This is a genomic window from Escherichia sp. WS3063 (assembly GCF_046486595.1).
Taxonomy (GTDB): domain Bacteria; phylum Pseudomonadota; class Gammaproteobacteria; order Enterobacterales; family Enterobacteriaceae; genus Escherichia; species Escherichia coli.
The window spans coordinates 49,950-75,086 of sequence record NZ_JBJQKY010000022.1 but is presented as its reverse complement, the minus strand read 5'-3'; the positions used below and the strand labels follow the sequence as shown (position 1 = coordinate 75,086).

The 25,137-nt window shown below is 49.5% G+C and carries 25 protein-coding genes; 11 read left to right on the top strand and 14 right to left on the bottom strand.

Going from position 1 to position 25,137, the window contains the following annotated elements; all coding sequences use genetic code 11:
• Window positions 1-544 precede the first annotated feature (544 nt).
• The 3 genes from minE to minC are packed head-to-tail and all read right to left on the bottom strand — an operon-like array spanning window position 545 to window position 2,346.
• Window positions 545-811 (bottom strand): cell division topological specificity factor MinE, encoded by a 267-nt coding sequence (gene minE, locus ACJHYW_RS18960; protein ID WP_001185665.1) that lies wholly within the window; start codon window positions 809-811, stop codon window positions 545-547.
• 3 nt (window positions 812-814) lie between these two features.
• Complete coding sequence (minD, locus tag ACJHYW_RS18955) at window positions 815-1,627, bottom strand: septum site-determining protein MinD (RefSeq protein ID WP_000101055.1); 813 nt, start codon at window positions 1,625-1,627, stop codon at window positions 815-817.
• Between the two features lie 23 nt (window positions 1,628-1,650).
• Window positions 1,651-2,346 (bottom strand): septum site-determining protein MinC, encoded by a 696-nt coding sequence (gene minC / locus ACJHYW_RS18950; protein WP_000072536.1) that lies wholly within the window; start codon window positions 2,344-2,346, stop codon window positions 1,651-1,653.
• Between the two features lie 519 nt (window positions 2,347-2,865).
• On the opposite strand from minC, the gene ACJHYW_RS18945 reads away from it, so the two are divergent.
• Window positions 2,866-3,234 carry a YcgJ family protein gene (locus ACJHYW_RS18945; protein WP_001056866.1) on the top strand — a complete coding sequence of 123 codons (369 nt, stop codon included), beginning with the start codon at window positions 2,866-2,868 and terminating at the stop codon, window positions 3,232-3,234.
• Window positions 3,235-3,353: 119 nt separating this feature from the next.
• Here ACJHYW_RS18945 and pliG read toward each other — a convergent pair whose 3' ends face one another.
• A complete protein-coding gene (gene pliG / locus ACJHYW_RS18940) occupies window positions 3,354-3,755 on the bottom strand; it encodes a g-type lysoyme inhibitor PliG (protein WP_000693755.1) in 402 nt (133 codons plus the stop codon).
• Between the two features lie 241 nt (window positions 3,756-3,996).
• Between pliG and ACJHYW_RS18935 the strand changes: the two genes are divergently transcribed.
• The 3 genes from ACJHYW_RS18935 (at window position 3,997) to ACJHYW_RS18925 (ending at window position 5,559) form a co-directional block, all read left to right on the top strand.
• Window positions 3,997-4,290: a YcgL domain-containing protein gene (locus tag ACJHYW_RS18935; RefSeq protein WP_001295992.1), complete on the top strand. Its 294-nt coding sequence runs from the start codon at window positions 3,997-3,999 to the stop codon at window positions 4,288-4,290.
• A 71-nt stretch (window positions 4,291-4,361) separates the two neighbouring features.
• A complete protein-coding gene (locus tag ACJHYW_RS18930; RefSeq protein WP_000284277.1) occupies window positions 4,362-5,021 on the top strand; it encodes a fumarylacetoacetate hydrolase family protein in 660 nt (219 codons plus the stop codon).
• A 91-nt stretch (window positions 5,022-5,112) separates the two neighbouring features.
• Window positions 5,113-5,559: a YcgN family cysteine cluster protein gene (locus ACJHYW_RS18925; RefSeq protein ID WP_001306825.1), complete on the top strand. Its 447-nt coding sequence runs from the start codon at window positions 5,113-5,115 to the stop codon at window positions 5,557-5,559.
• Window positions 5,560-5,765: 206 nt separating this feature from the next.
• On the opposite strand, the gene hlyE is transcribed toward ACJHYW_RS18925, so the two are convergent.
• A complete protein-coding gene (gene hlyE / locus ACJHYW_RS18920) occupies window positions 5,766-6,677 on the bottom strand; it encodes a hemolysin HlyE (RefSeq protein WP_001306826.1) in 912 nt (303 codons plus the stop codon).
• 371 nt (window positions 6,678-7,048) lie between these two features.
• Here hlyE and ACJHYW_RS18915 point away from each other — a divergent pair, with 371 nt between their 5' ends.
• Window positions 7,049-7,468: a translesion error-prone DNA polymerase V autoproteolytic subunit gene (locus ACJHYW_RS18915; protein ID WP_000897378.1), complete on the top strand. Its 420-nt coding sequence runs from the start codon at window positions 7,049-7,051 to the stop codon at window positions 7,466-7,468.
• Window positions 7,468-8,736, top strand: coding sequence for a DNA polymerase V catalytic protein (umuC, locus tag ACJHYW_RS18910; RefSeq protein WP_000457630.1), 1,269 nt, complete (start codon window positions 7,468-7,470; stop codon window positions 8,734-8,736). Before ACJHYW_RS18915 ends, umuC begins: the two co-directional genes overlap by 1 nt.
• A 45-nt stretch (window positions 8,737-8,781) precedes the next feature.
• On the opposite strand, the gene dsbB is transcribed toward umuC, so the two are convergent.
• Both dsbB and nhaB read right to left on the bottom strand, forming a co-directional pair.
• Complete coding sequence (gene dsbB / locus ACJHYW_RS18905; protein ID WP_000943459.1) at window positions 8,782-9,312, bottom strand: disulfide bond formation protein DsbB; 531 nt, start codon at window positions 9,310-9,312, stop codon at window positions 8,782-8,784.
• Window positions 9,313-9,457: 145 nt separating this feature from the next.
• Window positions 9,458-10,999, bottom strand: coding sequence for a Na(+)/H(+) antiporter NhaB (nhaB, locus tag ACJHYW_RS18900; protein ID WP_000406368.1), 1,542 nt, complete (start codon window positions 10,997-10,999; stop codon window positions 9,458-9,460).
• A gap of 222 nt (window positions 11,000-11,221) precedes the next feature.
• Here nhaB and fadR point away from each other — a divergent pair, with 222 nt between their 5' ends.
• Entirely contained in the window at window positions 11,222-11,941 is a 720-nt protein-coding gene (fadR, locus tag ACJHYW_RS18895; protein ID WP_000234823.1) for a fatty acid metabolism transcriptional regulator FadR, read from the top strand.
• A 51-nt stretch (window positions 11,942-11,992) separates the two neighbouring features.
• Here fadR and ACJHYW_RS18890 read toward each other — a convergent pair whose 3' ends face one another.
• Window positions 11,993-13,525, bottom strand: a complete 1,533-nt coding sequence (locus ACJHYW_RS18890) for a SpoVR family protein (RefSeq protein ID WP_000190853.1) — start codon at window positions 13,523-13,525, stop codon at window positions 11,993-11,995.
• A gap of 329 nt (window positions 13,526-13,854) precedes the next feature.
• On the opposite strand from ACJHYW_RS18890, the gene dadA reads away from it, so the two are divergent.
• Together dadA and dadX are read left to right on the top strand one after the other, a co-directional pair.
• On the top strand, window positions 13,855-15,153 hold the full coding sequence (gene dadA, locus ACJHYW_RS18885; protein WP_001266908.1) for a D-amino acid dehydrogenase: 1,299 nt from the start codon (window positions 13,855-13,857) through the stop codon (window positions 15,151-15,153).
• A gap of 9 nt (window positions 15,154-15,162) precedes the next feature.
• Window positions 15,163-16,233, top strand: a complete 1,071-nt coding sequence (gene dadX / locus ACJHYW_RS18880; protein WP_000197856.1) for a catabolic alanine racemase DadX — start codon at window positions 15,163-15,165, stop codon at window positions 16,231-16,233.
• 168 nt (window positions 16,234-16,401) lie between these two features.
• Here dadX and ACJHYW_RS18875 read toward each other — a convergent pair whose 3' ends face one another.
• The 4 genes from ACJHYW_RS18875 to ldcA all read right to left on the bottom strand — a co-directional run bounded on the left by ACJHYW_RS18875 (window position 16,402) and on the right by ldcA (window position 21,203).
• On the bottom strand, window positions 16,402-17,838 hold the full coding sequence (locus tag ACJHYW_RS18875; protein ID WP_000135820.1) for a hypothetical protein: 1,437 nt from the start codon (window positions 17,836-17,838) through the stop codon (window positions 16,402-16,404).
• A 338-nt stretch (window positions 17,839-18,176) separates the two neighbouring features.
• Window positions 18,177-18,338 carry a hypothetical protein gene (locus tag ACJHYW_RS18870; protein ID WP_000342121.1) on the bottom strand — a complete coding sequence of 54 codons (162 nt, stop codon included), beginning with the start codon at window positions 18,336-18,338 and terminating at the stop codon, window positions 18,177-18,179.
• Window positions 18,339-18,457: 119 nt separating this feature from the next.
• Window positions 18,458-20,194, bottom strand: a complete 1,737-nt coding sequence (locus ACJHYW_RS18865) for a potassium/proton antiporter (protein WP_000340206.1) — start codon at window positions 20,192-20,194, stop codon at window positions 18,458-18,460.
• A gap of 94 nt (window positions 20,195-20,288) precedes the next feature.
• Entirely contained in the window at window positions 20,289-21,203 is a 915-nt protein-coding gene (gene ldcA / locus ACJHYW_RS18860) for a muramoyltetrapeptide carboxypeptidase (RefSeq protein ID WP_000051557.1), read from the bottom strand.
• A 99-nt stretch (window positions 21,204-21,302) separates the two neighbouring features.
• Between ldcA and emtA the strand changes: the two genes are divergently transcribed.
• Window positions 21,303-21,914, top strand: coding sequence for a membrane-bound lytic murein transglycosylase EmtA (gene emtA, locus ACJHYW_RS18855; RefSeq protein ID WP_001295994.1), 612 nt, complete (start codon window positions 21,303-21,305; stop codon window positions 21,912-21,914).
• Between the two features lies 1 nt (window position 21,915).
• Here emtA and ACJHYW_RS18850 read toward each other — a convergent pair whose 3' ends face one another.
• Complete coding sequence (locus ACJHYW_RS18850) at window positions 21,916-22,650, bottom strand: flagellar brake protein (protein ID WP_000020130.1); 735 nt, start codon at window positions 22,648-22,650, stop codon at window positions 21,916-21,918.
• A gap of 200 nt (window positions 22,651-22,850) precedes the next feature.
• Here ACJHYW_RS18850 and ACJHYW_RS18845 point away from each other — a divergent pair, with 200 nt between their 5' ends.
• The gene (locus ACJHYW_RS18845; RefSeq protein WP_001330447.1) at window positions 22,851-23,105 is read left to right on the top strand and encodes a GlsB/YeaQ/YmgE family stress response membrane protein; all 255 of its coding nucleotides are present in this window, start codon (window positions 22,851-22,853) and stop codon (window positions 23,103-23,105) included.
• 49 nt (window positions 23,106-23,154) lie between these two features.
• Here ACJHYW_RS18845 and ACJHYW_RS18840 read toward each other — a convergent pair whose 3' ends face one another.
• Complete coding sequence (locus tag ACJHYW_RS18840; protein WP_001295995.1) at window positions 23,155-25,125, bottom strand: TonB-dependent receptor plug domain-containing protein; 1,971 nt, start codon at window positions 25,123-25,125, stop codon at window positions 23,155-23,157.
• Window positions 25,126-25,137 lie beyond the last annotated feature (12 nt).

The window sequence follows — 25,137 nt, the reverse complement described above, 5'->3', positions numbered from 1 at the left end:
GAACTCAGGGGTGAAAGTACGTTTGGTTTTCTTGTTCATTAAGTCACCTGTTTTGTGTTGAGGTGAGAATATCACCTTTAATCAGGTGGCCAAATTTACTGTGCCACTACATAGCCATGGTGCCGGTGTGGAATCCCCGTGGAACGCGGTGGCTGGTGCGAACTGGTCGTTCTGACCATCAACGATTAAACTGCGCTTCGGCGCAGTTTTCGTTTACAGGGTGTTAAAAGGGAAAATTCTGCGGCAAAAAAAGCCCGCCAGTTACGGCGGGAAACCTCATCCTATGGGAGAACAATGAATAATGAAATTGCGGGGTTATCATCTCCCAGTATACCAATACTAACAATAAGGTTATTTACTCAGCCAGGTATAAACATTTTGTTCTGTGTGGGGGGAACGGCATTAAGGTGTAAAGGGGGGGGGGGAAGCAATGAGTAGCATCAGCAAGAATACTCGCCGCTCTTATCAAACGTGGATGAGGGGGATGAAAAACTCAAGGCAGAGATGACTCTGCCTTGAAGATAAATGCGCTTTTACAGCGGGCTTATTTCAGCTCTTCTGCTTCCGGCAAGGTCACGTTGAGCTCAAGAATAGAAATATCGCCATCTTTTTGCTCAAGCTGTACGGTTACCATCTCAGGATCAATTTGTACGTATTTACAAATGACCTCAAGAATATCTTTACGCAACTGCGGCAGATAATGCGGTTCTGCATCGCTGCGACGGCGTTCAGCAACAATAATCTGCAGCCGTTCTTTTGCAATGTTGGCCGTGTTTTTCTTCCGCGAGAGAAAGAAATCGAGTAATGCCATAACTTATCCTCCGAACAAGCGTTTGAGGAAGCCTTTCTTCTCTTCTTCAATGAAGCGGAAAGGACGTTCTTCTCCCAACAGACGTTCTACGGTATCTGCGTAGGCTTTACCCGCATCGGCGTTAATGTCGAGAATGACCGGTTCACCCTGGTTAGAGGCGCGCAATACTGATTGATCCTCAGGGATCACACCGACGAGTTTGATGCGCAGGATCTCCAGCACATCTTCCATGCTCAGCATGTCACCTCTGCTTACGCGGCCTGGGTTATAGCGCGTTAACAGCAGGTGCTCTTTAATAGGCTCTTCGCCATTTTCTGCGCGGCGTGATTTCGACGCCAGAATGCCTAAAATACGGTCAGAGTCGCGTACTGAGGAGACTTCCGGGTTGGTGGTAATAATGGCTTCGTCTGCAAAATAGAGTGCCATTAGCGCACCGGTCTCAATCCCTGCCGGGGAGTCGCAAACAATAAATTCAAAGTCCATCGCTTTCAGATCATCAAGAACTTTGGCGACCCCTTCACGGGTGAGGGCATCTTTATCGCGAGTTTGCGATGCCGGAAGAATATAGAGATTTTCAGTACGCTTATCTTTAATTAACGCCTGATTTAGCGTTGCATCGCCCTGAATGACGTTGACGAAATCGTAAACGACCCGACGTTCACAACCCATAATCAGGTCGAGATTACGCAGGCCGATATCAAAATCTATCACGACAGTTTTCTTTCCCTTCTGGGCCAAACCAGTGGCGATGGCCGCGCTGGAGGTTGTCTTACCAACACCCCCTTTGCCCGAAGTAACAACAATAATGCGTGCCATAGAAATTCCTTGTTAAAAAGGGATCAATTTAACGGTTGAACGGTCAAAGCGTTTTCAACTAACTGCAGTCGTGCCGCTTTGCCATAAAATTCTGCTGGGATTTGATCACTCAGCCAGTATTCACCTGCGATGGACACCAGTTCCGCCATCAGGTTCGTACAAAATATTTGCGTTTCCCGGTCACCACTTGCCCCTGCCAGCGCACGACCGCGCATCATGCCATAGACATGAATGTTACCATCGGCAATCAATTCGGCCCCAGCGCTAACGTGGCTTGTAACAATCAGATCACATTGTGGAGCATAAATACGCTGACCGGAACGCACCGGGGTATCTATTAAACGCGTTTTTGTGACCGGCGTTGTATTTTGCGCTGGAGCCTGCGGTGCGGGAGCTGGACGCGGCGCTTTTTCCTTTCCTTCCGTCAGGATAGGCAGCCCCATCTTTTCAATTTCGGCTTTAAGTTGCGCATCTTTGCAGCCACTTACGCCAATAACCCGCAAACCGGTTGCCGAAACCGCCTTATGCATCGCTGACCAGTTTACCGGGTCTTCCAGTGCACTGACGTTGAGTACAACGGGGGCATGTTTTAAAAATGCGGGGGCCTGAGCGATTTTGTCTTCCAGCGCCTGATGGATAACCTTAGGTTCTGCCTCATGCAGATGAACCACAGATAAAGTGAAGCTACTGCCTTTAAGCTCGATTGGCGTGTTTGACATCCTGGCCTTACTCAATTAGCTATTAATCATCGCCAGCGCGCGATGATGTTCCGAAGACTATAAGGCATGTTATAGTCTGGATTATATTGAGGCAAGTCACCCTCCCATTTATTCAGAGTAAAAGTCTATTCTGTGATAAATGGCGCTGATACATAGCTTAAAAAATACCCTTGTCAATCAACCCATTGCCGTCGTACTTTTGATTGTTCTTATTTACGCTTCCTTTTTCCGCACCCTAATCGTAACAGCATCTTCAGACCTGTTTAAATATCCAGTATTGAGGCGAGTGTATTTTTTCACCACGCCAGGCTTTCTTAACTTTCCATTTTTTGCGGCATCATTAAAGAACAGATACCCGTTATCTTAATATCCGCCACAGAATTGCTCTATCATAGAAACCGCAGAAGACGTCTGATACTTCTGTCAGGTCATCGTAACTCGTCCAGGTCAGCGGTTTTGATTACGGATTGATGATGAAATGAGCATAAGTGTTGTACGGTTGGATTATCAGGATGTGCTATGAATATGATGCGTATTTTGTATATCGGATTGTCAGGTGTGGGGATGATGTTCTCATCAATGGCGTCTGGAAATGACGCTGGCGGGCTTCAATCTCCTGCGTGTGGCGTTGTTTGCGACCCGTATATTTGTGTGAACTCAGATGGCATTTCCCCAGAGTTAACAAGGAAATATCTCGGCGAAAAAGCCGCTGAAAACTTACAATCAGTACAAGGTTACGATCCCAGCGAATTTACATTCTCTAACGGTGTATTTTGCGATGTTAAAGAAAAATTATGTCGTGATGAACGTTATTTTGGTGTGGATGGTAAGCGGAGTGGAAAAATCAATCAAACCACCACAAAGATGTTATTTATGTGTCGTGAGTGATGTCTTGTTTACATTATGTTCTATTCGGCATTGTCTGCTATTCGTCATTAACCTCTTGAGCGACAGAGAGGAGTGGGGCGTTAACGTTTATGACGGGGAGAGTCCCCGTCGGTTGACATTTACTTAATTTGAATATCGACGTTATATTTTTTAGTTTTGTTTTTACGGGCGTCGTTTCGGGTTTGCAGCACTCGCAGCTCATATTTGCCAGAAGCAGGGAGTGAGTATTGTCCGTGACTATCGAGTTCTGGGGAATATCTGGATAAATCAACAGAATCATCGATTCCTGGCCCGAAGAGGTAAGTATCAGCGCCTTCATTAGAGATACTCACATGCACTTTCTGACCTTTTTTGGCATAGAAGGTATATGTATCGTAATCGTATCCCTTTATTTCGCCGGAGTACTGAGCGCTGCTATGGCCTTTTCTGAACTCAACATTGACATTCTTACCCGCAGCAAAGCTCGTGGAGGTTAGCAGTGCAAGCAACAATACAGCCTTACTAATGCCCTTAATTTTCATTGGTAGTCTCCTGTTCAGAATGAGTACGATGAACTGTTATAATATAACAATTCATCACAGGAGAATTCCAGTGGCTTTCCTGCGTTCGGTTAAATCCCGGCGCGGCATTTTTGCCGGGGGGATTACTTATAAAGGGGGCATGGACTGAACAAACCGTAGGAATCTACAGCTGGCTGGCTTGTGGCGCGGGTTTCATTGATGTTAGCTTATGCCAAAACCTGGCATCTTAAAGAGTAAAAGTATGTTTTGTGTGATTTATCGAAGCAGCAAGCGTGATCAGACCTATTTATATGTCGAAAAAAAAGACGATTTTTCGCGTGTTCCTGAGGAACTGATGAAAGGTTTTGGTCAGCCTCAGTTAGCGATGATTCTTCCGCTGGATGGGCGGAAGAAACTGGTCAATGCCGATATTGAAAAGGTTAAACAGGCATTAACCGAGCAAGGTTACTATTTGCAGTTACCGCCACCACCCGAAGATTTGCTGAAGCAACATCTTTCCGTCATGGGGCAGAAAACAGACGACACGAACAAATAACCGATATCCGGCGGTGGCATTATCTTTGTCGGCGCGGGTTTTCATATCCACGATAAGGTGAGGGGAACGTTATGTATCAACATCACAACTGGCAAGGTGCGCTGCTGGATTATCCGGTGAGTAAAGTAGTCTGTGTTGGTAGTAACTATGCCAAACATATTAAAGAGATGGGCAGCGCAGTGCCCGAAGAGCCAGTGCTGTTTATTAAACCAGAAACGGCACTGTGCGATCTGCGGCAGCCATTGGCGATCCCATCCGATTTCGGTTCAGTTCATCATGAAGTCGAACTGGCGGTGTTGATTGGCGCGACGCTGCGTCAGGCAACGGAAGAGCATGTCCGCAAAGCCATTGCCGGTTACGGCGTGGCGCTTGATCTGACATTGCGTGATGTTCAGGGAAAAATGAAGAAAGCCGGGCAGCCGTGGGAAAAGGCTAAAGCGTTTGATAACTCTTGTCCGCTTTCCGGGTTTATTCCCGCGGCGGAATTTACCGGCGATCCACAAAATACAACGCTGGGCCTGAGCGTAAACGGCGAACAACGCCAGCAAGGTACGACTGCGGACATGATCCATAAAATCGTTCCGCTGATCGCTTATATGAGCAAGTTCTTTACCCTCAAGGCCGGTGACGTTGTGCTGACAGGCACGCCTGATGGCGTCGGCCCGTTGCAAAGCGGTGATGAGCTGACAGTCACTTTCGATGGGCATTCTTTGACAACTCGCGTTTTGTAATACTTTTTGCCGCCTGAAAGCGGCGGCAAAACTTGCATCGCTGTGCCAGACTGGTTATAAGGTGCGTTTTAACGTAATGGCGGAACACCTGATGAGCGATGTACCTTTCTGGCAAAGTAAAACCCTGGACGAAATGAGCGATGCGGAATGGGAGTCGTTGTGTGATGGTTGCGGTCAGTGTTGCCTGCATAAACTGATGGATGAAGACACCGACGAAATCTACTTCACTAACGTCGCCTGTCGCCAGCTCAATATTAAAACCTGTCAATGTCGGAACTACGAACGTCGTTTCGAGTTTGAACCTGACTGCATTAAATTAACCCGTGAAAATCTGCCAACATTCGAATGGCTGCCAATGACCTGCGCTTATCGCTTGTTGGCGGAAGGTAAAGATTTACCTGCGTGGCATCCGCTGCTTACTGGTTCGAAAGCGGCAATGCATGGCGAACGTATCTCTGTGCGTCATATCGCAGTGAAAGAATCAGAAGTGATTGACTGGCAGGATCATATCTTAAATAAACCTGACTGGGCGCAGTGATAAATTTAATAGATGTTGATGGGGGCTTTCTTAATATACGTCTGGATACTCGCCATTTCGTAGCCCTGTTTTTGAAAGCGCTCTGTCATAATGAGAGTTACCCGATACCTTATTATCAACAGGTAACTCTCAATCTTTAAAAAACGTCTGTATTTTTAAATGTGATAAACTTTATACCTTGAGTACATGGAGAGAATAATCGCTTATCAGACTTCAGGTACCTCAAAGAGTGTCTTCTTACCGTGTCTTTTCTGATACTCATTACAGGTGTTAATCATTTTTTTTGCCGCTTCTTTTAGCAAAGAAAGCATTAAATCATCATAATCAACGTAGAATCTGGTTGTTTCAGTTTCCGTTTTTATCTCCCCGATGGCGGCTATTTCGGTGGTTAATTTCAATTTGGCGGCATCGATATCTTTATTCGCTTGTTTAACCGTGTTAGACAGGGTGGTAAAGAAACTCTGCACAGATTTTAACTTGTTCTTCAATTCTGGAATCAGTTTCCCTTCAACTACGCCCGCAGCAATAGAATAGGAAATGATTAATCCAAATGGACCGGCGACGACACCGGCTGCGGCACCGGCATACGCTTCCTTCCTGATTTTATCTACCTGTGACTGGAAATAGCTGCTTTTTTCTGAAAAATCATTGGTTAACTGGCTATCTAACGCCAGCAGTTTTCCGGAAGCGTTGTTGAAACTTTGTGAGCTTACCAGCAGAGATTTTTGCGCTTCATTCAGCTTCGTGATGCCGTCATCCAGTACCTTAATGAGAATGTCTTTCTGGGCGGATGCTTTCTTCTCATTGTACTCATCAAATAGCAAAATATATGCTGCGAGCAATTGCGTCGCAACACCACACCATTCATACACCGTTTGGGTTGCTTCAAAATACTTATCCTGGCTATCCATAAGTAAGGTTTTAATATCGCCAACTAAAACGGAGGCTGCCTGTGAATACTCCTGTTTAAAGCGACTTAACTCTTTTATGGTTTCATCGAAGGTCTGCCAGGGGATGACCTGATCGAGATATTTATTATAAAGGTCTAATGCTCCATCTGCGGTTTCGATTGCGTTTTTAACTACCTCTACCGTTTTATCTGCAACGATTTCAGTCATAATCATTCGCCTCTTTAAATATATAAATTGTAATGAAACCCCTGTTTTACAACTATTAATGAATTTTACTTCATCTAATTCATAGTTAGCCGGGCGGGATGCGTCAATGTCTTTATTTCTATTAATATGATAAATATCAAACAATGTTTAATGTCATTATGGCGAATGCTTCTATTCTATTTTTTAGCCGGGTGATATTTTTCATTTCTGCTGGATGAGCGTCGTCGCCAGAAGGCGCGTGAGCACAGGATAAGAGAATGAAAAATCAGCAGTCTATGCAGCGACAAATATTGATAGCCTGAATCAGTATTGATCTGCTGGTAAGAACAGACTACTGTATATAAAAACAGTATAACTTCAGGCAGATTATTATGTTGTTTATCAAGCCTGCGGATCTCCGCGAAATTGTGACTTTTCCGCTATTTAGCGATCTTGTTCAGTGTGGCTTTCCTTCACCGGCCGCAGATTACGTTGAACAGCGCATCGATCTGAATCAACTGTTGATCCAGCATCCCAGCGCGACTTACTTCGTCAAAGCAAGTGGTGATTCTATGATTGATGGTGGAATTAGTGACGGTGATTTACTGATTGTCGATAGCGCTATTACCGCCAGCCATGGTGATATTGTCATCGCTGCTGTTGACGGCGAGTTTACGGTGAAAAAATTGCAACTACGCCCGACGGTACAGCTTATTCCCATGAACAGCGCGTACTCGCCCATTACCATCAGTAGTGAAGATACGCTGGATGTCTTTGGTGTGGTGATCCACGTCGTTAAGGCGATGCGCTGATGTTTGCCCTCTGTGATGTAAACGCGTTTTATGCCAGCTGTGAGACGGTGTTTCGCCCTGATTTATGGGGTAAACCAGTGGTTGTGCTATCGAATAATGACGGTTGCGTTATCGCCCGAAACGCTGAGGCAAAGGCGCTGGGTGTTAAAATGGGCGATCCCTGGTTCAAACAAAAAGATCTGTTTCGTCGCTGTGGCGTGGTTTGCTTTAGCAGCAATTATGAGCTTTACGCAGACATGAGCAATCGGGTGATGTCGACGCTGGAAGAACTATCGCCCCGCGTCGAGATTTACAGTATTGATGAGGCATTCTGCGATCTGACCGGTGTGCGTAATTGTCGCGATCTGACTGATTTTGGCAGAGAAATTCGCGCAACGGTGCTACAACGTACCCATCTTACTGTTGGTGTGGGGATCGCCCAGACCAAAACGCTGGCTAAGCTTGCCAATCATGCGGCAAAAAAATGGCAGCGGCAGACGGGTGGGGTGGTGGATTTATCAAATCTGGAACGCCAGCGTAAATTAATGTCTGCTCTCCCCGTGGATGAAGTCTGGGGGATTGGACGGCGGATCAGCAAAAAACTGGATGCGATGGGGATCAAAACCGTTCTCGATTTGGCGGATACAGATATCCGGTTTATCCGTAAACATTTTAATGTCGTGCTCGAAAGAACGGTGCGTGAACTGCGCGGCGAACCCTGTTTGCAACTGGAAGAGTTTGCACCGACGAAGCAGGAAATTATCTGTTCCCGTTCGTTTGGTGAACGCATCACGGATTATACGTCGATGCGGCAGGCCATTTGTAGTTACGCTGCCCGGGCGGCGGAAAAACTTCGCAGCGAGCATCAATATTGTCGGTTTATCTCCACGTTTATGAAGACGTCACCATTTGCGCTCAATGAACCTTATTACGGCAATAGCGCGTCGGTAAAACTGCTGACGCCCACTCAGGACAGCAGGGATATCATTAACGCCGCTACGCGATCTCTGGATGCCATCTGGCAAGCGGGCCATCGTTATCAAAAAGCGGGCGTGATGCTGGGGGATTTCTTCAGTCAGGGAGTCGCGCAGCTCAATTTATTCGATGACAACGCACCGCGCCCCGGGAGTGAGCAATTGATGGCGGTAATGGATACGCTAAATGCTAAAGAGGGCAGAGGAACACTCTATTTTGCCGGGCAGGGGATCCAGCAACAATGGCAGATGAAGCGTGCCATGCTTTCACCACGTTATACAACGCGAAGTTCTGATTTACTGCGGGTCAAATAAACATAGCGGCAGGAAAAAAGCGCTCCCGCAGGAGCGCTGAATGGATTAGCGACCGAACAGGTCACGTTTTTTCGCTTTAAACGGCTGGGAAATCACCACCAGCACCGCGACAATCAGGTAAGCGATAAAAATACCGAGCAACCACTGCGGCATTTCCAGACCTAAAAAATCCCACTGACGCTCGGCGCAATCGCCAGAGGCGACAAACACTTGCGGCACCCATTTATCCAGCGGCAGCCATTCCGGGAAACGAACCATAAAATCACAGGTCGCAAACGGCGAAGGATAGAGCTGAAGCATGGTGTGCTCGTAAGTTAACTGCACACCGCGGAACGCACTATACAACCAGATAACCATCGCTACATAACGCAGCGGAGTTTTCGGGGCGATCGCGCCAATCAGCGCAGCACCCAGAACGCCGAATAACGCGCAGCGTTCATAAATACAGAGCACGCAAGGTTTCAGTAACATCACATGCTGGAACCACAGTGCCGTCAGTTCCAGTGCCAGAGCGGTAAACGCCATCAACAGCCACGCGCCCCGGCCTTGTGAACATTGGTTCAAAAATCGCAACATAATCATTTCCCTGCAATATGCATAGAGTGCGCAGTTTAAACCAATTCATTCGCTGCGCCACCAGGAGGCAGCAAAAATAGGACGCAATTGGACAATTATCGGGCGAAAAGGCAAACCGGGCATTTATATGCCCGGTAAGTTGTTATCAAAGCGTTGCTATCCAGCCCATTTGCATAAACCATTCGGTTACAGGGGCAAGCGTAAACTCAACACAGAGTAACCCGACAACCGTTAGTACGAGGGTGTAGGGAAGAGCCATCCATACCATGCGACCATAAGAGAGACGAATCAATGGCGCGAGTGCGGAGGTCAGCAGGAACAAGAACGCCGCCTGGCCATTCGGCGTCGCGACGGAGGGGAGGTTGGTCCCGGTGTTAATGGCGACGGCCAGAAGTTCATATTGCTTCAGTGTGATAACGCCACTCTCCATGGCTGCCTTTGCTTCGTTGATATAGATCGTTCCCACGAAGACATTATCCGAAATGGATGACAGCAGGCCGTTAAAAATATAGAACAACGACAGCTGGGCGTGTTCCGATGCCTGTAGGACAAAATGAATGATTGGTGAGAACAGTTGCTGATCAATAATTACCGCGACGACCGAGAAAAAGACAGTCAACAGTGCGGTGAATGGCAGAGATTCGGTGAAGGCTTTACCGATAGCATGTTCATCAGTGACACCAGTCAATGATGTCGCCAGAATAATGACCGACAAACCAATCAGGCCAACCTCCGCCAGATGCAACGCCAGCGCGGTGACCAGCCAGACGCCGATAATCGCCTGGACAATCAGACGAATTTTATCCTGACGGGTACGCTGTTGGCGACTTTGATCGTCAAACTGTTGCAGCACTTCGCGGACTTTCTCCGGCAGCGTTTCGCCGTAGCCAAAACAACGCAGCTTCTCCACCAGCAGGCAGGTCAACAGGCCACAAATCAGAACCGGAACGGTCACTGGCGACATGCGCAGGAAGAAATCGCCAAAATGCCAGCCAGCTGCTTTAGCGATGATCAAGTTCTGTGGTTCGCCCACCATGGTCATCACGCCGCCTAATGCGGTGCCGACACCTGCATGCATCATCAGGCTACGCAGAAAGCCACGGAACTGTTCCAGAACCACTTTGTAATGCTTGTCGATATGACTATCGTCTTGCAGGTCGGTATCTTCAGTACGGGAAGAGGCTACGCGGTGATAAATACCATAAAAACCGACGGCAACGCTGATCACCACCGCCACGACGGTTAAGGCATCGAGGAACGCGGAGAGGAACGCCGCCGCCATGCAAAAAGAGAGCGACAGCAGCATTTTGGAGCGAATGCTTAGCAGCAAACGGGTAAATATGAACAGCAACAGCTGTTTCATAAAATAGATACCCGCCACCATAAACATCAGTAACAGCAAGACTTCAAGATTCGCCGCCACCTCTTCACGAACATGTTCCGCGCTGGTCATGCCGATGAATACCGCTTCGATAGCCAACAGACCACCGGGGAGCAGCGGATAGCATTTGAGGGCCATCGCCAGAGTGAAAATAAATTCCGCCACCAGCAGCCAACCGGCAACAAAGGGGCTGATGATGAAAATTAACGGATTAAGAATTAAGAAAATAATGAGGGCGAGTTTGTACCAGTCGGGGGACTGGCCCAAAAAGTTGCGCCATAGGGCACGGCCCCAGGAGATCTCCATGATGGTTTCCCTTACCTTAGAAATAATCAATGATGTTTTTATCTTAGAACGCAAAGCTTAACGGTCAGGAGGGGATCGAGGCAAGTGTTGATGGTCTGGAGAAAAGAGATGTAGAAAATGAAGCCTTGATCCCTTTTTTCTTCTTTTTGTGTGCTATCAGCGTAGATAGCCCTCTGGTATGATGAGTCCAACTTTGTTTTGCTGTGTTATGGAAATCTCACTATGGTCATTAAGGCGCAAAGCCCGGCGGGTTTCGCGGAAGAGTACATTATTGAAAGTATCTGGAATAACCGCTTCCCTCCCGGGACTATTTTGCCCGCAGAACGTGAACTTTCAGAATTAATTGGCGTAACGCGTACTACGTTACGTGAAGTGTTACAGCGTCTGGCACGAGATGGCTGGTTGACCATTCAACATGGCAAGCCGACGAAGGTGAATAATTTCTGGGAAACCTCCGGTTTAAATATCCTTGAAACGCTGGCGCGACTGGATCACGAAAGTGTGCCGCAGCTTATTGATAATTTGCTGTCGGTGCGTACCAATATTTCCACTATTTTTATTCGCACCGCGTTTCGTCAGCATCCCGATAAAGCGCAGGAAGTGCTGGCTACCGCTAATGAAGTGGCCGATCACGCCGATGCCTTTGCCGAGCTGGATTACAACATATTCCGCGGTCTGGCGTTTGCTTCCGGCAACCCGATTTACGGTCTGATCCTTAACGGGATGAAAGGGCTGTATACGCGCATTGGTCGTCACTATTTCGCCAATCCGGAAGCGCGCAGTCTGGCGCTGGGTTTCTACCACAAACTGTCGGCGTTGTGCAGTGAAGGCGCACACGATCAGGTATACGAAACAGTGCGTCGCTATGGGCATGAGAGCGGCGAGATTTGGCACCGGATGCAGAAAAATCTGCCGGGTGATTTAGCCATTCAGGGGCGATAATCCCTTCCGTTTAAAAAGCAACCCCCTCAAACGAGGGGTTTTTTGTTGTTTTTACAGATTTCCCATTCTCGGCGGGCAACGTTCCAGCAACTCGACGCTGCCGTCTTCGTTTTGCTGTTCCAGCATCACATCAAATCCCCACAGGCGATGTACATGCTTCAGCACTTCTTTGCGCCCCCGATCCAGCGGTGCGCGATTATGTGGAATGTAACGCAGCGTCAGCGAACGGTCGCCGCGCAAATCCACGTTCCAGATCTGAATATTCGGCTCCAGATTACTTAAATTATATTGCGACGATAACCGGTTACGGATCTCCCGATAACCTTCTTCATTATGAATAGCGGAAATCTCCAGATAATTATGCCGATCGTCGTCCAGCACGGTGAAGAAGCGGAAATCACGCATCACTTTCGGTGACAGGAACTGACTGATAAAGCTCTCATCTTTGAAATCACGCATCGCAAAATGTAATGTGTCCAGCCAGTCAGAACCGGCGATATCCGGGAACCAGTATTTGTCTTCTTCCGTTGGCGACTGACAAATCCGTTTAATATCCTGGAACATGGCGAAACCAAGCGCATACGGGTTTATTCCGCTGTACCACGGGCTGTTATAGGGCGGCTGGAAAACCACATTGGTGTGGCTGTGCAAAAACTCCAGCATAAAACGTTCCGTTACTTTCCCTTCATCATACAGATGGTTAAGGATGGTGTAGTGCCAGAAGGTGGCCCAGCCTTCGTTCATCACCTGAGTCTGTTTTTGCGGATAAAAATACTGGCTCACCTTACGCACAATACGCAGAATTTCACGCTGCCATGATTCCAGCAGTGGCGCATTTTTCTCCATAAAATAGAGCAGGTTTTCTTGTGGCTCGGACGGATAGCGGCGCGCTTCAGCAACCGTTTTCTCTTCCTCGCGCTTCGGCAGGGTACGCCAGAGCATATTGACCTGACTTTGCAAGTACTCTTCGCGGCTTTTCTGCCGGGCTTTCTCCTCTTGCAGCGAGATTTTTTGTGGGCGTTTATACCGGTCCACGCCGTAGTTCATCAGCGCATGGCACGAGTCCAGCAGCCGTTCTACTTCATCCACACCATAGCGCTCTTCGCACTCGGTAATATATTTACGGGCAAAAATCAGATAATCGACAATCGAACTGGCGTCGGTCCAGCTACGGAATAAGTAATTGTTTTTGAAGAAAGAGTTATGCCCATAGCAGGCGTGTGCCATCACCAGCGCTTGCATGGTAATGGTGTTTTCTTCCATCAGGTAAGCGATACACGGGTTAGAGTTAATGACGATTTCATAGGCCAGTCCTTGCTGACCGTGCTTATACAGCCGTTCAGTCTCGATAAACTTTTTACCGAATGACCAGTGCGGATAGTTAATTGGCATGCCGACGCTGGAGTAGGCATCCATCATCTGTTCTGAGGTTATCACTTCAATCTGGTGCGGGTAGGTATCCAGCCGGTAGAGTTTCGCCACCCGGTCTATCTCTGCCAGATAAACATCCAGCAGGTCGAACGTCCAGTCGGGTCCATCGCTCAAACGTGTGGTGTCCTTATTCATAGAATCGATCGTCGCCATACGCGCACCTCATTGTTGTCGGCGCTCTCTGTGTGGAGCACCTCATTTCAAGCATAGAACACCTGTTAAAAACCGCGTCGCCGGAGAATTTTTTTCTTTGCGATTTCTTATTATCAGAGTGCCACTAATCCGCTTCTGAACGGAATTTTATGCTGGATAAAAAGGGCGTTCAGCAGGAGATACTAAAGACGCCATATTGCCGCAGAGTCAGGGAGATGTGAGCCAGCTCACCATAAAAAAGCCGTATGTTGAATAATATTTTCAACTGAGTTATCAAGATGTAATTAGATTATTATTCTTTTACTGTATCTACCGTTATCGGAGTGGCTATGCGAGTTGTCATACTGGGAAGTGGTGTGGTAGGCGTTGCCAGCGCCTGGTACTTAAATCAGGCAGGACATGAGGTCACCGTCATTGATCGGGAGCCGGGGGCCGCCCTGGAAACCAGTGCCGCGAATGCCGGGCAAATCTCCCCCGGATATGCAGCACCGTGGGCGGCACCAGGTGTGCCTTTAAAAGCGATTAAATGGATGTTCCAGCGCCATGCGCCGCTGGCGGTTCGTCTCGACGGTACGCAGTTCCAGTTGAAATGGATGTGGCAAATGTTACGTAACTGCGACACCAGCCACTACATGGAAAACAAAGGGCGGATGGTGCGTCTGGCGGAATACAGCCGTGATTGCCTGAAAGCATTGCGCGCCGAAACCAATATTCAGTATGAAGGGCGTCAGGGTGGGACGCTGCAACTGTTCCGTACCGAACAACAGTATGAAAATGCGACCCGCGATATCGCCGTGCTGGAAGATGCCGGCGTACCGTACCAGCTGCTGGAATCCAGCCGTCTGGCGGAAGTGGAGCCCGCGCTGGCAGAAGTGGCGCACAAACTGACGGGGGGGCTCCAGCTGCCCAATGATGAAACCGGAGACTGCCAGCTGTTTACCCAGAATCTGGCGCGGATGGCGGAGCAGGCGGGGGTTAAATTCCGCTTTAATACGCCCGTTGACCAACTACTTTGCGACGGCGAGCAAATCTACGGCGTGAAGTGTGGCGATGAAGTGATTAAGGCCGATGCGTATGTGATGGCGTTTGGTTCTTACTCGACGGCGATGCTCAAAGGCATAGTTGATATTCCGGTGTATCCTTTGAAAGGCTACTCGCTGACCATTCCCATTGCGCAGGAAGATGGTGCGCCGGTATCCACCATTCTTGATGAAACCTACAAAATCGCCATTACCCGTTTCGATAACCGCATTCGTGTTGGCGGAATGGCGGAAATTGTTGGCTTTAACACCGAGCTGTTGCAACCGCGTCGTGAAACGCTGGAGATGGTGGTTCGCGATCTCTATCCACGCGGCGGTCATGTCGAGCAGGCGACTTTCTGGACTGGTCTGCGCCCGATGACGCCAGACGGCACGCCGGTTGTCGGGCGTACACGCTTTAAAAATCTGTGGCTGAATACCGGTCACGGCACGCTCGGCTGGACGATGGCTTGCGGTTCCGGTCAGTTGTTAAGCGATCTGCTCTCTGGTCGCACGCCAGCGATCCCGTATGAAGATCTAAGCGTAGCGCGCTACAGCCGTGGATTTACGCCATCACGCCCGGGCCATTTACATGGCGCACACAGCTAAGGAAACGAGATGACCCGTCCGATACAGGCCAGCCTCGATCTGCAGGCATTAAAACAGAATCTGTCCATTGTCCGGCAGGCCGCGCCGCACGCGCGCGTCTGGTCGGTGGTAAAAGCGAATGCTTACGGGCACGGTATTGAGCGTATCTGGAGCGCGCTAGGGGCCACCGATGGCTTTGCATTACTTAATCTGGAAGAGGCAATAACGTTACGTGAGCGCGGCTGGAAAGGACCGATCCTGATGCTGGAGGGATTTTTCCATGCACAGGATCTGGAGATTTATGACCAGTACCGCCTGACCACCTGCGTCCACAGCAACTGGCAGCTCAAAGCACTGCAAAATGCGCGGCTAAAAGCGCCGTTGGATATTTATCTTAAAGTGAACAGTGGGATGAATCGGTTGGGCTTCCAGCCCGATCGCGTGCTTACCGTCTGGCAGCAGTTGCGGGCGATGGCGAATGTTGGCGAAATGACCCTGATGTCGCATTTTGCCGAGGCGGAACATCCTGATGGAATTTCCAGCGCGATGGCGCGTATTGAGCAGGCGGCGGAAGGGCTGGAGTGTCGGCGTTCGTTGTCCAATTCGGCGGCGACTCTGTGGCACCCGGAAGCGCATTTTGACTGGGTTCGGCCTGGCATTATTTTGTATGGCGCTTCGCCGTCCGGTCAGTGGCGTGATATCGCCAATACCGGATTACGCCCGGTGATGACGCTAAGCAGTGAGATTATTGGTGTCCAGACGCTAAAAGCGGGCGAGCGTGTGGGCTACGGCGGTCGCTATACTGCGCGCGATGAACAGCGAATCGGCATTGTCGCCGCAGGATACGCCGACGGTTATCCGCGCCATGCGCCTACCGGTACTCCTGTTTTAGTGGACGGCGTGCGCACCATGACGGTGGGGACCGTCTCGATGGATATGCTGGCGGTTGATTTAACGCCTTGCCCACAGGCCGGTATTGGTACGCCGGTTGAGCTGTGGGGCAAGGAGATCAAGATTGATGATGTCGCCGCCGCTGCCGGAACGGTGGGCTATGAGTTGATGTGCGCGCTGGCGTTACGCGTCCCGGTTGTGACGGTGTAACTTGTTGTAAGCCGGATCGGAGGCAACGTCTTCTGGTTGCAAAAAAAATCATCCATCCGGCTGGTCAGCAACTGTAGTTGTTAATGTGACAGAGCCATTGCCCATGATAGTGTCCATTAAAAGAATGGACACTATTTCCCCGGAACCTGAACTCACCGCACAGGCGTTCTACATAAAACGCTTACGCTTCATTGTTGACTCGGAGTCGACTTCAGATAAATCACGCTTCACCTTTGATGCAGATTCGGGTTCATGTTCAGATTGTTGATTAACAGGCTGCGAGTCCTGTTGTTTTTCCAGACTCAACAGGCCCAACTGTTGATCCAGGAGCTCCAGGTCCTCCTGTACCTTCACGCGCTCCAGGAGTTCCGGGTCATCCAGGAACTCCAGATCCATAAGGTCATCCAGGTCCTCCAGCTCCTCGAGTCCTTCCAGGTCAACCAGACCTTCCTTGTGCAAAAAGTCCAAAAGCTCCTCCAGACCCTCCTGGTTTTTCAGGCCCTCGACGGCTTTGAGCAGCGTCGGTAAATTGTCTTTGTCCCACGGGTTACCATTACAGCTAAACACCTTCAGGCTTCGGGGCTGCGGCACCGGTACAGTTTTAAACTGGTTTTCTCCACAGTAGTATATGATTAGTTTGGGCGGCAGCCGTGGTGAAGAGATCAAATCGTTACTAGAACAGTCAAATACCTTCAGGCGAGTCAAGTTCTCCAGCATCTCATCAGGTATTAAGCTAATACTGTTGAAAGCACAGCGCAGTGTATACAGGTACTGGGGCATCGACGGCGGTAAAAATTGCAAGAAGTTTTCAGAACAGTCAATCACTCTCAGGTTAGTCGACAGCTCAGGCAGCCAGATAATATAGTTTTCATAGCACTTCAGTACCATCAGTTTCGGGGGCTGCACCTTCGGTAACAAGATCAAAAAGTTCTCCATACATTCAAGCACTCTCAGCCCCTTTGGCATTACCTCCGGTAACGCGGTCAACATGTTTCTACTGCAGTTAAATTCAATCAGATGTGGAGGCAAATTTTCAGGGAGTGAAGTCAGTCCAAGGTTGCTAAGATCGAGCATACTCTGTCTTGTTATGAGACATTCCTTCATTCTGCGCAATGCTTCTGCCCGGTCTTCAATCTGGCTTGCTGACTGGTTTTCTTTCAGGATATCTTCCTTGATTTCTTTCAGCCTTTCTTTCAGGTCTTCTTGGGGAATTTCTGACTGTTTGTTTTGCCGGTTTTCTTCCAGGACCTCGTGCAGTTTTTTTTGCAGGTTTTCTTGCAAACCATCCTGCTGTATAGCCCATTCGCACCATTTGGCGACCATCATGAACTCGTTATGTTGCTGATTCAGGGGAGTCCCCAACGTGATGATGGTATTGTTGTCCACCTGTATGTTCACTTTGCCCGCGGTACTAAGGTCAATGATCTGCCAGGGGGCATCACCCCAGCTGAATTTTTGCGGGCTGAGATACTTCATGTTCTGCAAAATTTGATTCTTGAGTTCCGCCGACAGGAAGAGCCGCCCTGGCGGGCGTCGTACGCCTGGGTTAACGGAAGATGGAGGAATGGCGGGGGCGAATGGGCAGATGTCTTTAAAGCTAGCCATAATGCTACGTATCCTTGAAATAAATATCCTCTGGCAGCGCCGGAGACGTGAATGTGGTCACCGCAAAGGAGCCACAGGACGTCATTTGCGCTGATATAACTACTCATCGTTGACTTTTTCCCTGGTAAGAAATGCCGTGTCGGGTCTGGTACATGCTGTATTACGGCCCAGGTAGCTCTGACGTATTAAAGAAAATACGAGAGCGAACGACCCGGAAATAATCGTTATTAAGCAAAGGAATAACTATAAGAAATCGCTCATGCATCCGGTGCTACAGGCGGATGAAACGCCTATTGTGTGGGCTACGTCAGTGCGGCAGGTTGCGTGGGGGAATATGTTCAGGCGATGTCAGGCAGGGGCCCCTGATGGTTGACGGGGATACCGGTAATGCGGGGCTGGTTTTTCTTCACCTGTTGCAGTCGGAAGAAACCCTTACGCTGACTTTCTTGAGCCGGTGTTTTGAGTTCATTAGCCAGAGCCTGCAATGGTTTGTCATCCATAATTTAACTTTCTTCTGATGTTGGAATGAACATATCAAAATCAGGAAATGACAAGTTTATTACAGGCTCAGGCTGCGGTCAGTAAAGCATCGCATCCGGCGATAGATGCTGCATTAAATTTAAGATTCAGCTTCCTCTTCAGCCACCCGTACGCCAATCTTCAACACTTCATTATCTTCTTTCTCGGCCACCGTCCAGATCATCCCGGCAAACTCTACCTGGTCACCGACAACCGGTGCCGCGCCTAACAACTGCTGGACAATTTCACCCAGCGTTTGCTGCTTATCACGATATTCTCGCCCGTCTTCCAGGCCATATATCAGCGCAACATCAGCATATTTGGCGCTGGCTTCGAGAATGAAGTCACCAAAGAAGCGTTGATCCAGCGCGACCGGTGGCGACTGGCTGAACAGTTTACCGAGCGCCGGAAGATCGCGTTCCCGACCAATTACACACAATACATCGCCTTCGCGCAGTCGGGTGCTGCCGGTAGGATGAAGCAGCTGGTTATCACGAAACAGTGCCGCAATACGCGTCTCTTTTGGCATATGCAAATCGCGCAGTGCCGCGCCCACGCACCATTTATCGGCACTCAATTGATAAACAAACTGCTCCCACGGATTTTCCGGATGAATATCCAGGCCAACGCGTGACACCGGACGTCCGACGGGCGGAACCACCACTTTGGCTTTTTTCGCCGCCCACGAGAGTGATGTTCCCTGCAAGAGCAGTGAAACCAGAACCACAAAGAAGGCGACATTAAAGAACAGACGTGCATTCTCCAGCCCCGCCATCATCGGGAACACGGCCAGAATAATCGGCACCGCGCCGCGTAATCCCACCCAGCTGATAAACACGCGCTCACGCAGATTGAAGCCACGGAATGGTAGCAATCCGGCAAATACCGAAAGAGGACGGGCGAAGAAAATCATCCATGCGGACAAAATGAGCGCCGGAATGGCAATAGGTAGCAGATCGCTTGGGTTAACCAACAGCCCCAGCACCAGGAACATGGCGATTTGCGCCAGCCAGGCGAGGCCGTCGAAATTTTGCAGAATGCCGTAGCGGTTGCGAATCGGGCGATTACCCAGCAGAAAACCGCACAGATAAACAGCCAGAATACCGCTGCCTTCCAGCGCCGTGGTTAAAGCAAAAATTAAAATACCGCCGCTTAATGCCAGCAATGGATATAAACCGGCGGGCAGGGCGATGCGATTAATCATTTGCAGCAGTAAATAACCACCGCCAAGACCGATGACAATCCCGAGGCCAAATTGCTGCAGAATATCGACCACGAACATCCAACTGACACTGCTTTCATGTTGCTGGATCATCGCAATCAGGGTAATCGTCAGAAAGACCGCCATTGGATCATTACTGCCGGATTCAATTTCCAGCGTCGAGCCAACACGTTCGTTAAGCCCCTTACCACCCAGCAGAGAAAAGACCGCTGCAGCATCGGTGGAGCCGACGATAGCGCCGATTAATAAGCCTTCAATCAAATCAAGATTAAACAGCCACGCCGCCATCATGCCGGTTAAACCTGAGGTGATAAGTACGCCCAGCGTCGCCAGCGACAGTGCCGGTCCTAACGCCACACGAAAGGAACTGGCCTGAGTGCGCATCCCGCCGTCGAGCAAAATAATCGCCAGCGCCAGGTTACTTACCATGTAGGCGAAGGGGTAATTATCAAACGGGATACCGCCGACGCCATCGACTCCTGCCAGCATGCCGATCGCCAGAAAAATAACCAGAATAGGAATGCCAAGACGGGAAGAAAATGAACTAAGTAATATACTGCTGGTGACAAGGATGGATCCTAAGATGAAAAGGCTAATTATTGTTGTGGCATCCAACGGTCGGTTACTCCTGATTACGCTGTCTCTTATATAAACCCTACCATATTAGCGGCAGAGACAGCGTTTTACTTAGCCCTGAAGCGTGATTTTTTTACATTTTAAGAACAGGATGACCGCTAATCGTCAACTGAGTGCCTTCCTGGGTGTTATTAAGCATGGCTTGTGCGCCCAACGGCAGCGTAACCGTACGTTGTTCATGACCAAAATCGAGGCCGGTAATGAGTGGAATCGACAGTCGGGAACGCAAAAACGCGTACACTGACTCCAGGTTGTAACCTGCGTCATAATCATTAGGCGTGCTGCCGCTAAAGCTACCGAGAATAATCGCCTTCTGACGTGGCAAAATTCCAGCATGATAGAGCTGCAACAGCATACGTTCGACGCGGAAAGGATGCTCGTTAATATCTTCCAGCACCAGAATACCGTTTTCGATTTGCGGCATCCACGGTGTACCAATCAGTGAAATCAGCATCGCGAGATTGCCTCCCCATAACGTGCCTTCGGTCTGACATGTCGGGCCTTCCCCTTGCCATTCAATGGTGAAGGTTTCATTGCGTAACGCCAGCCAGAAATGGTGCTCGGTAAAGGCGTTCAGTTCATCCGCGCCAAAGTTTGCTACCAGCATGGGGCCGCTAAAGGTGATGACATTGCCATGCGCCAGAAGACCGCACTGAATGGCGGTAAAATCGCTATGTCCGCAAATGAGCAACGGGTCATGTTGTTGGCGAGCCACCAGTGCCTGCCAGTCAATATCTGCCAGTAAACGACTGGCACCGTAACCGCCGCGTACAGCCAGCACGATGGTGTTGGGGGTGGTCAGTCTGGCAAGGGAATTGAGATCTTCCAGACGCTCCGTTTCCGTACCCGCAAAACGCTCACAACGACGGGCAATAACCTCGACGTTATTGACCTGATGCCCCGCGTCGGTAAGGCGCTGGATACCACGCAGCGCGGCGTGCTGTTTAATGCAGTAACCCGATGGGGCAATTAAGTGAAACAGAGACATGGCAATTCCTTGCTGACAACAGAAACGAAATGTATATCATGCCGCTTAGGTGTGCCGTTGTCACCTCAACGGCGATTCCAGGCTATAAGGATAGAAGAAGTGAAATTGAGATGGTTTGCCTTTTTGATTGTGTTATTAGCGGGTTGTTCATCAAAGCATGACTATACGAACCCGCCGTGGAACGCGAAAGTTCCGGTGCAACGTGCGATGCAGTGGATGCCAATAAGCCAGAAAGCCGGTGCAGCCTGGGGCGTCGATCCACAATTGATCACGGCGATTATCGCTATCGAATCGGGTGGTAATCCGAACGCGGTGAGTAAATCGAATGCCATTGGTTTGATGCAGATAAAAGCTTCAACCTCCGGACGTGATGTATATCGTCGTATGGGCTGGAGTGGTGAGCCGACGACCAGCGAGCTGAAAAATCCGGAGCGTAATATTTCAATGGGAGCGGCTTACCTGAATATTCTGGAAACCGGCCCGCTGGCAGGTATTGAAGATCCGAAGGTACTGCAATATGCGCTGGTGGTGTCATACGCTAACGGGGCAGGTGCGCTGCTACGGACTTTCTCGTCAGATCGGAAAAAGGCGATCAGCAAAATCAACGATCTGGATGCTGACGAGTTCCTCGATCACGTAGCGCGAAATCATCCTGCGCCGCAGGCTCCGCGCTATATCTACAAACTTGAGCAGGCACTGGACGCGATGTAAATCAGTCGCGCACTTTGTCCGCTTTTTTCCGGGCTTCTCGCTCGAGAGAGAAAATAATCCGCTGTAATTGCCGCTCCACCGTCGGGCTGACGTTAAGAAAACGGAAGCTCAGACGGGGAGTGGTGATGGTTTCATTCTTGCCATCAATCACTTTGCGCTCGCTGATGGAGATTAACTGGGCGTCAAAGTGAAAAACACCCCATTGCCCCATGTTGACTTCAATCTGAGCGAAGCGCATGCCTTCGTGCAATCCGGCAGGCTTTGCTGTTTCCAGTAATGCGCCCATGCCGCCTAACGATAAATCATACAGGCGGAAACGTAACGTACTGTTATCCGCCAGTTTGGTCTGGCAAAAATAAGGCGGATGGAGTGGGGCGGAGATGCGGAAATATCGGCGTCGTTGTACAAACCACAAGGTGGGAGGCGGTACGGTAATAAATGCCGGAAGCTGCAAGTATTCACTCTGCTGTAGTTGTTCAACAGTAAACTCGACTTTCGCACCCTGAGTTTCGGCGGTAATGGTAATGTGCTGCGCCTTTAGCACGGCGATGTTGTCTTCGGCCTGGCTGCCGAAATCCAGCACCAGTTTATCCGGAGTTATTGCCAGTATTTTGCTGATCAGCTGCCCGCCATTCCAGCTAATACGCAAAGGAATTGCGGCTTTGTGCAAATCGCGTAACACGCCCAGGACGGCTAACGGATTTTGTTTCAGGAACTGCTCATGGTAATGACTCACGCGGAAAAACTCCTGACTGACAAACTGTCTTAGGTTTATCGGTCACAGTTAACAAAACTTAATACAAATGCGTGAATATTTTTTACATGTCGTTCTTAAATCAGCCGACATACGCCCAGCATCGATCCCGCCCTTGCCTATACTTAGAGCGTTGACGTAAGCATTTCTTGCGTCCGATTCATCGAAACGAGGGCCTGAACATGGGAATTATTGCCTGGATTATTTTTGGCCTGATAGCCGGCATAATCGCCAAGCTAATCATGCCGGGACGTGATGGTGGTGGATTTTTCCTGACCTGTATTCTCGGGATAGTCGGTGCGGTGGTCGGCGGCTGGCTGGCGACCATGTTTGGCATTGGCGGCACCATCAGCGGTTTTAATTTGCACAGCTTCCTGGTGGCGGTGGTGGGCGCTATCCTGGTGCTGGGCGTATTCCGCCTCCTGCGAAGAGAATAAGATTTTCATAAGGCGGATAGTGATACAGATGCCGCTATCCGCTTTCACATCAGAACGTATACTCGATACCTGCCCAGAAATTGCGACCTTCTTCAATAAACCCTTCACTGTAGGCATATTTGGTATCAAACAGGTTATTGACCGACGCATTGACGCTGAAGCCATGACCTAAGGTGTAATCGGCTCGAATGTGGGTCACCGCAAAACCGGCGGCTTTTTGTGAACCGTCACTGTTGCTGTAGCTGGAGGAACGCGCCTCTTCCGACAGCGTTACGCTTAACGGCTCCCACGGTTTGAGAGTCATCCATGCGGTCATTGTCTGCGTTGGCAGATCGGTTATCTTGCCGATGTCTTTGCGTTTGGCGTCAGCGTGGATCAGGGCGTAGCTCAATCCTACATCCAGTATATTGCTGATTTTCCCCTTAATACCGGCATCCAGACCGCTGTAATCCACCGTGCCGCTGTTCTGATTTTGAATGGTATCGGCATCGATATTGTGCGAGAGGATGGCATCACTCACCCGGTTATAGTAAACGCTGACCTCAAACCCCCAGTCGTGCGTGAAGGCACCATTCCAGGTTAAATCCACCCCGCGCGCGCGTTCCGGTTTGAGCTGCGGGTTAACAATCGCTATCTGGTTATACGCAGGTTTGGACGTGGTATAGCGTTCTTTCAGCGTCGGAAAGCGTGTGCGGTCATAGTACGAAAGCGCCAGCGTGTCTTCATTGGCAAAGTGGTATTTCCCCATCACCTGCCAGTTAAAAGCTGACTGATTGTTGTCGTCATAATGGGTGATACTGCCATCTTTCTCATGTTTTTTCGCTTCTACGCTATCGCGCCAGTCATAGCTGATTCCAGCCACGACATCGACATTATCGGCAGCAGCCCATTGATATTCACTGGCGAGCGACCAGGTACGATCTTCATAGCGATCGTAAGCGGCGTGCGGCGCACCTTTTTCCCGGTGTACGTCATCTTTCCAGTTAACGGCAAACGACAGCAGATCGTTTTCACGCACATCGGCTGCCAGTTGTAACCCGGCACCGTCGCTGTAATCGGAATAATGGCTGTAGCTGCCTTTTTTATTTTTCAAATCAGCCAGCGAGTTGTACATCATTAGCGTATTTTCAAAGGTGTCGCGATACAGCCGACTTTTCAGGGTAAAACGATCGTTTAGTTGGGTCGTTCCCTGATAATAAAAACTTTCTTTGTCATACTCTGGCCACTGCCAGTAGCGTGATTTTTGACCACTATTTCCACTGTATGGCGGGTTATCTTTTTCACCATCCTGCTTAATGTAAGTCAATGTGTATTCATCGTTTTCGCGTGGTGTAAAACCGAGCTTCACAATGCCGCGTTTATCATCAGCCGATGAATTAATCATCTTGCCGTGTTTGCCTGCAATATCATTATTTACACCATGCGGCAGGCCGAGAAAATCCTGCTTTAGCTGGCTACCGCTGACTTGCAAATACCCCAGATCGCTGCTGGCGGCAAATGAAGCATGCATATCGTAGGCATTGTCCTGGCTACGGCTCCATCCCTGGCGATATCCCAGACTTGCTTCCAGAGGTTTTGTTGGCTTCTGGGTGGTGATATTAATGGCTCCGCCCATCTGATTAGGCCCCTGAAGCAGCGACGAATACCCTTTGGAAACTTCAACTGCCCCCAAATTGTTGGTCAGAATCCGCGCCAGATCGAGGTTGCCGTCATAGGGAACATAAATGGGCACACCGTCGAAATAGACTGGCACCTGACGACTATCAAAGCCACGAACTTTGACCTGTTCTTCGTTGCGGCTACCTGACTTTTGCAGCACCACGCCGGGGACGACACTTAATGCCTGAGCGACATTCTGTTTATCCAGGGCCTTCATGGTGGGTTGATCGAGAACGGTGGTCGTCGTCGATGATACCGGACTGGACCATACGGTCAGCGTGTCACTCTCCTGAGCCGCTACGGCCTGCTGGGTAAAGGCAAGTGATAATGCTGTGCAGAGATAACGTTTTTTGAGTCTCATAGAATAAATTCC